The sequence below is a fragment of the Kitasatospora sp. NPDC001603 genome, from assembly GCF_040298365.1.
GTDB lineage: Bacteria > Actinomycetota > Actinomycetes > Streptomycetales > Streptomycetaceae > Kitasatospora.
The window spans coordinates 1-12064 of sequence record NZ_JBEPAA010000135.1 but is presented as its reverse complement, the minus strand read 5'-3'; the positions used below and the strand labels follow the sequence as shown (position 1 = coordinate 12064).

Genomic DNA, 12064 nt, shown 5'->3' with positions numbered 1-12064 from the left:
ACGACCCACGGACGAGACTCCCTCTTCCCCACGGACGGACTAACGAGCACATCAACCGACAGTCACGCGACTACGACTTTTGTTAGGACCTCTAAAAGTAACGACTGCGTCGCTCGCCGAAAGAAGGGTGAGCGGATGCGTTGATGTCCGATGATCGCGGGCGTGACATCCCCGCCAACACTGTCCCCGCAACATTCGCCTCTCTCATAAACGGTCCTTTCCCAGAACCGGATCACCGGCAGGCCGGGGAGGCCCTCCAGTCTCCGCCAAGCGGGGCCGGGCAGCCGGTGGCAGAGCTTCAGCCGACGGCTCGGAGTCGTTCGAGGAGTTCGCCGACGCCGGCCGTGTGCGCGTACCGAGACAGCTCCGGTTCGAGGTCGCGCACTGGGCGGTGCAGTGGGGCTGCGTACGGATGCTCGGGGTGTTTCCCACCGAGGACTCGTCCGTGGTCCCGGAGGCGGTGGTCCGCTTCGCCGCCGAGCAGTTGGATGTCGAGCCGGGCGGGTTCGCCGTGCCGGCTTCGCCGCGTTCCTGGCCGCGCTCGACGAGCTGGGCCTGGCGTACGACCCGGCCACCCGCATGAAGGGCGTGCTCCATTCCGTCGTCGAGCGGTTCGCCGGATCGTCTGGAGAGACCATCTCCGCCTTCTGGAGTCGGCGTTCGGTGGCGAGGCGGATCAGTTCGGCGCCGCTGTTCTCCAGCCAGGCGACCATCTCGGCGTCGACTTCACCGCGCGCGGTGAGGCGCGGGGACCGGCCGGGCTCGGTGATGGCCCACTGGTGGGCGAGGGCTGCCAGGGAGCCGCTGGTGTAGGCGAGAAAAGGAGCGGCGGTCCAGGGAGGTCATCAGGGCCTCTCGGAGGGAGGGGACGGCGTTGTGCGGGCCCAGCGGCAGCGGCACCCGTCGGATTCGATGTCGCCCGGCGGACGGCTGCCCGTTCTCCTCAGTTTCACGACGCCCTTCACGCCGCACGCCGTGCGACGAGGGGAAGCTGTCGGCCATCTCCCGTAGCTGTCCTATCGGACCGGCGACGCCATCAGGAAGTGCTGCTCCCGGTTGAGGCGGACCTTGTGGAACCAGTGGGTGACTTCGGCGTTGGACGGCATCACCCGCATGTCCTGCAAGAACATCCCGTGCTCTTCCAACACTCCGACATCGCCGACGATGGGGCGGCTGATGCGAGGGAGACCGCCCGCCGTACGGCCGATCGACGACGAGTCCGAAAGCGCGGAACTCGCCGCACAGCCCCAGTGGGCCCGGAGAACATGATCTCGGCCATCTGGCGAGCATCGGCCAATCCTCCCCTACTCCGGATCGGTGCCGAGTTCAACTGCGAGGTCACGCCCGGGTCCAGAACTCTCCGCGAGCCGTTGCACGGAAGGTCGGCCGCAGTAGTGATCCGCCGTTCAATGGCCGGCTCTCACTGGATGCCGACACCGTGATGGCCCGCTGAGTGTGATCGATCGGTCGTCACGCCCTCCAGGGTCGGTTCGGGTACCTGCTTTCAGCCATTTTAGTAACTGAACGTAGGCATAGGACTTCTTAGGGTGTTCGCCTGGCTACGCTCCTCTCAGCGGACACGTCAGGCCTGGCACCGGGGCCGGCGCGTGATTCCGCCTTCCCCTTTTGCTGCGAGTAGAAGGTTGGGCCGCTGTGACAGCACGCGTGGAAGACGTTCGGAAGCTCCTCGAACAGGCGGCCGCAGGGGGTGTGGTCGAGATTCCGGCGTCTGTCCTCGCCGATCGCGACGCCGCCGAACTCGTGTTCCGCCCGGGTCCCGTGCGCGTTGACGGCGCGCAGGGTGATCCGCAGACCATGGCGGTCAGCGGCCTGGCCTCGACCACCGCCTCCACGTCTGCGGTCCCGGTACGCATCTCGTTCTCCACGGACGGCGAGTGGGTGACCGGCATGCTGGCCGTCGCCGATCTCGGCGAGGACCGGACTCTGGTCCTGGTCGACGGCGCTCCCGCCGGCACCGCGTTGGCGCCCGGGGCATGGGCGCTGGCGGGCGGCCGGGCTCTGCGGCTGGTCCAGCGCGCGCCCGCACCGCCGACCGACCCCGGACGTCTCGACGGCCTGGGCCGCGCCCTGCCGGCGGTGCGCCATCGCGATGGCGCCCCACGCGAGCGCGTCCCGCAAGCACTGGTGACCGAGAACGGCATCCTCACTCCCCGTCCGGGGCCGCACCGCCGCAAAGGAGTGCGGATCCTGGAGGGCCCGTCGGTACGCGGCTGGTCGCCGATCGACGCACCGGGCGGCGAGAACGGGCTGAGCGTCGACTACTACAGCCCACCGCTGCGGATCGCCGGCGCGCTGACCGCGCTTCCGGCCTCCCCGCCGTACAAGGCGGTGGTCGGAGGGGTGCTGCTGGTCGATACGGGGGCCTTCAACGGCTCCGCGATGGGCTCCTACGTCGTCCCGAGCAACGGCGCTGATCCGTCCCTGTTCGCCTACGGCTCCCTCGGCAGCCAGGTCGGGTTCGGGCCGCCGCTGTTCCAGGTGCGCGGCATCTCCGCCGGGTTCGGCTGGAACAGTCGCGTGCGGGTCCCGGCGGCGGACGCGCTGGGCGACTTCCCGTTCCTGATGGCTTTGGACAATCCGGGTGCGATCGGCGCAGACGACGAGGAAGTCGACCCGTTGAGGGTCCTCTCGGCACTGATCGGCGGCGGAAATCCATGGGTACGACCCCAGCAGGGTGACCTCTGGTTCGCCGCCGGCCTGGCCTTCGACTGCTTCGAGACGTTCAGCGGCCGCGCCCTGGCGCTGGTACAGACCGGTTCCGACCTGACGATCAGCCTGCTCGGCGCCGCCGGGATGCAGCTGCCCACCAAGAGCAACAAGAAGATCGCCCGGGTGGAGATCGGCATCGAAGCCACCCTGCGCCCGACGGCCGGGGAGCTGAGCATCGGCGCGGCGTTCACCGAGAAGACGTTCCTCATCGACCCGAACTGCAAGCTGCGCGGCGGCGTGGGCATGAAGTTCTGGTTCGGCAACCACCCGCAGGCCGGCGACTTCGCGTTCATGCTGGGCGCGATCCCCGCAGGACTGGAGCTGCCCGCCCGCTACCCTCGCCAGCAGCCGGCCGGCCTGACCTGGGGCGTCGGCTCCACCGTCAACATCACCGGTAACGCCTACGCCGCGTTCACCCCCAAGTCCCTGATGGCCGGCGGGTCCCTGAACGTCGTCTTCCAGTCCGGCATGCTACGCGCCTGGCTCACCGCCCGGGTGGACGCCCTGCTCGAATGGAACCCCTTCTACTTCGACGTCGGCATGGGCATCCGGGTCGGGGTCTCGGCGACCATCAAGGTCTGGTTCGTCAAGGTCAGGATCTCCGTCGAGGTCGGTGTCAGCGTCCGGGTCTGGGGCCCCGCGGTGGGCGGCGAGGCGGCCGTCCACCTGTGGTTCATCTCCTTCACCATCGGCTTCGGCGCCCACCGCCGCAATAAGGTCCCCGCGCTGGACTGGGGCGGTTTCCAGGGCATGCTGCCGCCGCCGGAGAACATGGTCCGCACCACGGCGATCGCCGGCTACACCGGCGAGGGTGCCCCACCCACCCGCGGCGCGGTCAAGCCGTGGCTGGTCAGCAACGGCGGCCTCACGTTCACGGCCGACACCCAGGCACCCGTCAGCAAGGTCTACCTCGACCAGAGCAGCACCACGCCCGTCACCACCGACAGCACGGTGGACATCCTGCCCATGCACGTGCGGGGCAAGGGCAGCGAACTGCGTATCTGGCTCACCTACAACGGCCAGGCCTCGACCATGACGCCGTGGGGCCGAGCGGTGCTGCGCGGCAACGTGCCCAACGGCCTGTGGGGCCAGGAGCCGGACGCGCCGAACGACGGGATCATTACCGACCGGGTCCTCGGGATCCGGCTTTCGTCGCCGCCGGTCGACCACGGCACCTCCACCGGGTTCCTCGACGAGCAGGCCATCTCCTTCGACCCGATCAACCCCGACGGCAACCAACCCCTCTCCGGGGAGTCGGCCACCGGCCCCGTCCCGACCCGTCCCGGCGGGGTGATCGCCGCGATCCAGAGCGGCATCGACGCCGCCACCCGCGACAGCCGCGCCGCCCTGGCCCAGGCACTCAAAGGTCTCGGCACGGACCTCGGCGTTCTCGACACCGACCTGAGCGGCTACGCGAACGCCATCGGCACTGCGTTCACCGCCGAGCCGATGCTCGTCGCCGGCTGACCGGACGCGCCGCATCGGGCCGCCCGTACCGTCACCCGCTCGCCGGTCCCCGTCGCCGTGCCCGCACCCCTTGCCCAGCCACCCCCGCGTCCTGTCGAAAGGCACGCCCTGTGACCACCACGTCCGAACCCGGTCCTGCGCCGCGCACCAGCGAGCCGGGCGCCGAGCACCGCACCCGCTTCTTCGACCACCGCATCCCCTCGCTGTACGCCGGCCGGTACCGGATCGACAACCGGCAGACCTTCAAGGACCTCGGCGGTGCGGACCGCGTCATCGACGCCACCCCGCAGCCCTTCGACGTCGTTCAACCACGCTTCAGCGTCGACCCGACCGGCATCAACGCACAGTTCCCCGTGCCGGACGCCGTCGGCACCTACAGCCAGACCCTCGCCCACATCAACCTCGACGCCCCCGGCCTGCCCTGGGCCCGGGCGCTCGGCGACGGTCAGCCGGGTGCCGTCCCGTGGATGGCCCTGCTGGTGTTCCGCGAGGACGAGCTACCCGAGGACCGGGACGCGGTGGGCCTGGTCACCACCGGCACCGTGCGCCGGCTCCTGAACGGCGCCCTCGGAAACGGCAAGCCCCCGGCTCTCCCGGCGGACAGCCTGCGCCCCGACGAGTACGAGGAGCAGTGCGCCACTGTCCTCGTCCCCTCCGCCCTCTTCGACGCGGTGAAGCCGCTGCCCGCCGAGATGGGCTACCTCGCGCACCTGCGCGAGGGCGGGCGCCCGGACGCCACCCGCGCCGGCACGGACCCGGAGCCCGACGAGGGCGAACTCAACGCCGTCCTCGTCGCCAACCGCTTCCCCGCCGCCGCGGGCGGGCGCCACGTCGTCCACCTGGTCTCCCTCGAAGGATTCGACCAGTACCTGACCATCCCCGCCCCCGCGGAAGGCCTGCGTCTGGTCTCCCTGGTCTCCTGGTCCTTCACCACCCAACCCGACTCCGGCGTCGGGTTCGGCGACCTCGCCCAGCACCTGGCCACCACCGACGGCACCATCCCGCGCCCGGCGGACGAACTGCGCCTGCGCGTGCCGGCCGTCGGCCCAGCAAATCCGGCCGGTCCGCAGAAGGAGGCCCTTGACCGGATGGCGGGCGGCGCCGTGGCCCTGCCGCAGCGCCTGGAGACCGGCGAGCGCACCTTCGCCTTCTACCGCGGCCCACTCACCGCCCAACCCGCCCAAAGGCTTCCCGACCCGGCTGCGACCCGTCTGGACTCCCCGGGCGAGGCCTTGATCTACCTGCAGCAGTACGGCGTCTTCGACACCGCCTACGCCGCCGCGTTCACCACCGGCCGCACCCTCGCCCTCGCCGACGCCGAGTTCCGCAGCGCCCTGCTGGAGTTCCGCTCCGCCGCCCGGACCGCGGCCCGCCGCCTCGCCTCCCACCCGGAGCTCGCCGCCCGCGCCGTGACCGCACTGACCGGCCGTCACCTCACCGCACCACTGGCCTTCGAGGCCTTCGACCGGCTCCTCACCGCCGACGGCCACGGCGCCGGTGCCCGCCTGACCCGGGCCATCGACCAGGCCGGCCCCCAGCTGCGCGCCGGCCGACGCCGCACTGCGGCCCGCGCCCGCCGCAGCCCCGCTGACGCACGTGCCGTCCTCGCCCAGCCCGGCGTGGCGGATCTGCTCACACAGGCCGCCCCTGACCAGTTCGCCAAGGTCACCGCCTGGCTGGACACGCTGCGCCGCCTGGAGCCACTGAGCCTGTCCCACCTGGCCCCCGACCTCCGTGCACTGCCGGCCGAGAGCATCCGCTTCGCCTACCTCGACGCCGGCTGGGTGCGGGCGGCGGTCGACGGCGCGCTGAGCGTCGGCGTCGGCCACGCTCTGGACGCCGACCTCAACGCCCTCGCCACCGGCGGCGGGCCGGTCCCGAAGTGTGCGGTGCTGATCAACTCCAGCCTGGTCCCGAACTGGCCCCACACCATCGCCACCGCCTACGTGGGGCAGCGCACCGTCGAACCGGTCCGCGATGCCGTGTTCGGCACCGAGGTCCGCCTGCTGCTCTTTCCGGAGGTCATCGACCGATTCGAGCTGGCGGAGCCGCCGCGCGGACTGTGCTTCGGCATCGGCGACCGGGGCACCATCGAGCTGCGCGAGATCACCGGGGACCGGATCGGCCACCCCATGGGCGAGTTCCCCCCACCCCCGCCGGCCGACGACAGCCGCTTCCGGCGTTTCCTGCGTCCCGGGGGCAGGGACGTCCTCAACGTCGACGGCACCGGCGACGCTCTGCTGCCCGCCCTGTCCGAGGCGCACGGGGTGGCACGGATCTCCTCCGCGCAGTTCGCCCTGCAGATGATCAACGCGCCGCAGGCGCAGACCTTCTCCCGGCCCTGAGCGCCCGCCCACCCCTTCACCGACGAAAGGACCCGGGCCATGTCCGTGGACACCACCCTCATCGTGCCGGTAGAGGTTGCAGCCCTCGCCGTCAACCGGCAGACCCGCGACACCGCGACACCGCACGTCTTCCACCGCTGGACCACCAACTTCAAGAACATCGGCGAGGGCGTCCCCCCGGAGCCCACCCCGTTCTCCAGTCCCGAGGAGTGGACCGGCCGGGAGGAGCGCCTCGGCGTCTATCTCCAGTGGGAACTGCCCGCCGCCCTCACCCGCGGCCGCCACGACGAGGAGGAGGGCGTCGGGGACTTCCCCCTGGTGCCCAACCGGTGGCTCGTCGTACGCCACGCCGACAGCACCCGCGCGCTCAAGGCCTGGATCGTCGAGAGCGACTACCTCGACCCCATGAACGGCACCGTCTCCTTCCAGAACCCCGACTTCGACCCCGCCCCCGACAGCGAAGAACCCGCCGCGACCCTGATCGGCAGGTGCCACGAACTCACCGGCCCCTGGCGCGAGCCCACCGACCGCCACGCGCCGTTCCTCACCGCGATCGGCCCCGGACTGCCGGCCTTCTCCGTCTTCCAGCCCTACAACAGCAACGTCTTCTCGATGCACGATACGCTCCTCGACGGCCCGGAGGGCGAACTCCCGTCGCGGGAACGGCTCAGCTACTTCGTCGTCGGCTGGTACGCCCAGCCGGACAGTGACATCCTCGCCGGCCCCGACGACCTCACCGTGCTGCTGGAGCGCCTGCAGTGGACACCGCCCGTCGGCTCCGGCAGCGGCATCCGCTCCTCCGTCTACTCCGGAACGGTCCTGGGCCTGGACTGGGACCTGACCGGCCCCGTCCCTGACTCGCCCTGCCCGAAGCCGGCCGACGTCACCCCGATCGTGTCCAACAGCATCGCCGAAGCCGTCTCGGAACTCGGCGCCCGGGCCGACGGCGAAGGTGCACTTTCCGGCGACGAGGCCGACCTGTTCCGGGCCTTCCTCCTCGGCGGCATCGACGCCCTGGAGGAGCGCGACCGGCCCGAGGCCGACATCCTCACCGACCGCCGTGCCCACGACAGCGCCTTCGGCCCCGTCGCCGGCGGATACCGCTGGTTCATCGGCGAACGCGGCGAGGAGACCGGCCGCACCACCTCCCACGCGGCCCGGGCGGCGGAGGCCGACACCGTCGCCGAGCTCAACCGCCGCCAGGCCGCCCACGACGCCACCGAAGCCGAACTCGACACCGCCCGCGAACACCTCTACCACCTGTGGTGGCTCACCCACCTGTCGAAGAAACCCTCCGACTTCACCGCCCGCATCGCCGACGAGCTCGACCCCGGCTACGAGGACGGCGCAGCCGGACGTGTCGTGGCCCTCGCCCGCGACCTGGCCCTGCAGCGCGCCGAGCTGCCCTGGGGCAAGAGCGAGGCGGACCTGGCGGCCCGCATCGACGCCCTGTACCCGGCCTACGGCGCCCGGGCCGCCCGCAGGCTGATCCGCGTCCCGGCCCAGGACTTCGAGTACAGCGCCGACCCGGTCGTCACCCTCCAGGGCGCCAACCTGCACGCCCCGCTCACCCGCGACACCGCCCTGCCCTGCCGCACCCCCGAACGCCTGGTCACCCGTGCCTCCGGCATCACCACCACCGACGTCGCCGACGTCGCCGCCCAGATCGACCTCACCGGCCAGCAGCCGCCCTGCTTCCCCGCGCTGCTCAGCGAGTTCCTCATCCTCGACCGCGCGCTGAAGACCGGCGCGATCCGGGACGTCACGGGCACCCTGCCCGAGTACGGAATCACGCCGTGGGCGATGCCCTGGCAGCCGCTGTTCCTACTGTGGAAGGCCGAATACTTCCCCCTACCGCTGCGCGACGGCGAAACCGCGCACTGGGACTTCGTCGACGGCTCCCGCTACCAGTGGAAGGGCACCGGAGAGCCCGGCACCCCGCTGATCGTCTCCGGCCGCCAGACCCTCGCCCCCACCGCCGGCCACATCGTCGACGGCACCCTGCAGAGCTACGCCCGCGTGCGCGACCAGCTGCCCGCCGACGCCCTGCGGCACGTGCGCTCCCGGGCCCGCGAAGCGGACTACCTCTCCCAGACCCTCGACGGATTCGGCGCCGCCATCGCCCAACGCCAGCCCCTGGCCGGCCTCCAGCCCGCCGGCGACCTCGCCGCCCTCATCGGCAACGGCGACTACCCCCCGCCGGACCCCGGCGGCATGCCCGCCAGCGACTGGGACGAGTGGCCCGACTCCACCTTCCAGGAGCTGCGCGCCGGCCAGCTCGCCTTCCTCGACCTGGCCGTCGTCGACCGTTTCGGACGCTCCGTCAACCTCATCACCACCTCATCCCACTTCGCGCCCGAGATGCCCGACACCATGCGCCCGGCCCACCCCGTCAGCGACTACGACAGCGACCGCCTGGTCGAACTGGGCCCCCGTCTCCTGCAACCGGCCCGGCTGCGCTTCGACTTCCTCGCCGCCACCACCGACGACGACACCGACCTGACCCCGGGGGCCAACCCCGTCTGCGCCTGGCTGCTGCACAACCGTCTCGACCAGTCCCTCGTCGTCCACGCACTCGACGGTGCCGCGCTCGGCGAACTGCGCGTTACCCGGAACGGCAACGGCCAGCGGGAAGTCTTCTGGTCCGCCCTGCCCGGCTCCCAGGTGACCCGCTTCGAGCAACTGCGGGACATCTCCAAGCACGCCTACCGGCTGCTCAACGCCGTGAAGACCCGCGGTCCGCAGACCTTCGACGCGTTCCGCGCCACCGTCGACCGGGCCCTGCAGACCATCGATCCGGACGGCCCGGCCGACCCCGGCCTCGGTTTCTTCCTCGGCCGACCCCTCGCCCTGGTCCGCACCCGCCTCACCATGGACCTGCGCGGCCCCCTGCGCACCGACGTCAGCTGGCCGAACCTCTTCGACACCACCTCGACCTCGAAACTGCCCACCTACCCCTGGACGATCCGCCTCGGCGAGGCGCAGCAGAGCGACGACGGCCTGGTCGGATACGTCCTCGACGACGACTACGAGCACTTCGAGACGGTCGTCGACCCGTCCGCCGGCGGCGGGGAGTACCTGCGGCCGATCGGCGACAAGCCCAGTCTGGCACTCGACTTCGGTGAGAACAGCACCGCGGTCGCCACCGTGCTGCTGGACCCGCGGGCGGCCGTGCACGCCACCACCGACATCTTCGCCACCAAGAAGGTGTTCGTACCGCAGGAGTTCACCGATCCGGCGATCGCCTGCATGAGCGTGAACTTCCGCACCGGACCGCTCCTGGCCGCCACCACCGCCCTGCGCGGCCCGCAGGGTGAGGGCGAGGAGACCGTCCTCATGCCGACCCCGGCCGGCGTCGTCGGCACCTGGACCTGGTCCGAGAACCGCGGCGGGGACTGGGAGAGGCTGCCGATTCTCAGCCAGGACCAGTACGACCTCCCCCTCGCCGAACCCGAGATCCGCTCCGGCTTCCTCACCCTCGACGACGCCGCTGCCCACGCCCGCACCGATCACTGACAACCACGACCGCCGCCACGCGCCGCCCCACGCCGGGGCGGCGCGGCCCAACAAGCCCAAGGACCAGCCTGTGACCGTCGTGATCCAGACCCAGGACCCCGCCACCGCAGCCGACGATGAGCCGCTGCTGTCGTATCAGATCACCACCATGCCGAGCCCGCTGAAGGCCTCACCGGGGAACCCGGAGGTCCCCGAGGAGATCGGGGAGGTCGTCATCTCCGTCTCCCGGCAGAGCGGCACCCCGGCCGACGTCGAGTGGATCAGGGTGAAGGTCCCGGCCGGCACGATGTCACCCGACCTCGCCACCGACCTGAACAAGATCAGCCCGCGGATCAGCCTCACCGACTGGACCGTGCGGCTGGACTCGGCGGCCAAGGAGTTCGTCTGCGCGCCCACCGGCAGCCACGCACCGATCGGCCCGGACACCGGGTTCACCATCCAGCTGTCCGACATCCCGATCAACCGGAAGGTCGGCACCGCCCCGGTGACCGTCACGGAGAGCGCTCGCACCGGGACCACCGCCTTCAAGGAGAGGAAGGCAATCTTCAACCTGGGCAAGTTCCCGGCCGACTTCTACCTGCGGAACTTCCTGTGTGAGCCCTCCATCATCCAAAACGGCGGCGACGTCAAGCTGACCTGGGAGCGCTCCGCCAACGCCACCTACGAACTCCTCTACGGGGACCTCAACCGGGACGTCACCAACCGCACCGCCCTCGACATCGAAGGCATCAAGTCCGACACCACGTTCTACCTGCGAGGAACCACCGGCGACCCGTCCAACCCCGTCGTGAGGATCCTCTCCACCCATCTCACCGTCATCAAACCCGACCTCGACATCGGCAACCTCATCGTCAACGGCACCGTCCTTGCGAAGGGCGACGTCACCATTGCGCCGGGCAAGCAGCTGGCCGTCCCCAAAGTCGTCGGCAACGGCGGTCACATCGACGTGGGCAGCAGCATCCATCAGTCGTCCGGCGGCATCTCGGTCAACAGCGGCGGCCTGACCGTCGAAGGAAGTGCCACCATCTCGGACGGGCTCACAGCCACTTCGGTGACGGCCCGCAACTCCCTGACCGCCGGCTTTCCAACCGCCGCCAGCGCCTTCCCCGAGGGCATGGCGGGTTTCACGGCCGACATGATGCTGGACGACCGGGACGATACCTACTACCAGTCGAGGCTCACCCCCAAGGCCAACGACTGGGCGATGGTCGACCTGGGAGCCATCCGCCCCCTCACCGGGGTCGAGATCCGCTTCAACGGGAGCATCGTCGCTGGAAGGCTCGAAACATCGACCGATCAAACCAACTGGACCTCAAGGGGGACTCTCACCACCACCGGGGGGGTATACCGGCACCCCATTAACCCTGCAGCCGAGGCCCGATATGTCCGTGTCCTCGTCACCGTCGGCCAGCTCTTTCCGTACAGCATTCGTCAGTTCCTCGCCATCCCGCGAGCTGCCCTCACAGTCGACGTCGACCCGGGCGGCACGCTCGGAAGCAACCAGCCAACCGCTTCCGCCGATGCAACAGCTGTGACGAACAACGGTGGCCCACCGGCACAAGCAGACACGCACCCTTCTCCCACGGAGGCCCCCCTCCCGCCGACAGACGCGGACGCCCAGGACGGAACGGGCACGTAAATGCGGCTGCCAGGAAGGCCGACGCCACCCTGGCACATGCGCCAGGAACCGGCACCACGGTCCTGGACACCCGGCAGCCACCGGCCAAGGCTGCTCCTCTGGCCGGGCCCGGGAGCCGCTCCGCCGCCCTCTGGCGAGCTGGACGTCGCCGGCGAGCTCGGCGATTCAGGCGCCGTCCCGGATGGCGCCGTCGGCTTCGACGGCCGGTGTCCAGGCAGAGGCCGGAACCAGGAGGACGGCCTGGTGGATGACCTCGGTGATGGCCATCCCGGCTAGTGTCCTGCGCCGGAGATCCGTCGGCAGAATCGGGCGAGGGAGTCGAGGATCTCGTCGGCGGTCTTGGTCCAGGTGAACGGTGTGGGGTCCT

General features: G+C 70.6%; 5 protein-coding genes. All 5 read left to right on the top strand.

All coding sequences use genetic code 11. The features are described 5' to 3' along the window. Nucleotides 1–346 precede the first annotated feature (346 nt). Nucleotides 347–583, top strand: coding sequence for a DUF4158 domain-containing protein (locus tag ABT263_RS37665; protein WP_352298149.1), 237 nt, complete (start codon nucleotides 347–349; stop codon nucleotides 581–583). 1082 nt (nucleotides 584–1665) lie between these two features. Beyond that, nucleotides 1666–4197 carry a DUF6603 domain-containing protein gene (locus ABT263_RS37660; protein WP_352298148.1) on the top strand — a complete coding sequence of 844 codons (2532 nt, stop codon included), beginning with the start codon at nucleotides 1666–1668 and terminating at the stop codon, nucleotides 4195–4197. Nucleotides 4198–4307: 110 nt separating this feature from the next. Next, a complete protein-coding gene (locus tag ABT263_RS37655; RefSeq protein ID WP_352298146.1) occupies nucleotides 4308–6542 on the top strand; it encodes a hypothetical protein in 2235 nt (744 codons plus the stop codon). Nucleotides 6543–6581: 39 nt separating this feature from the next. Further along, nucleotides 6582–10058 (top strand): hypothetical protein, encoded by a 3477-nt coding sequence (locus ABT263_RS37650; RefSeq protein ID WP_352298143.1) that lies wholly within the window; start codon nucleotides 6582–6584, stop codon nucleotides 10056–10058. A 70-nt stretch (nucleotides 10059–10128) separates the two neighbouring features. After that, on the top strand, nucleotides 10129–11697 hold the full coding sequence (locus tag ABT263_RS37645; protein WP_352298140.1) for a discoidin domain-containing protein: 1569 nt from the start codon (nucleotides 10129–10131) through the stop codon (nucleotides 11695–11697). Nucleotides 11698–12064 lie beyond the last annotated feature (367 nt).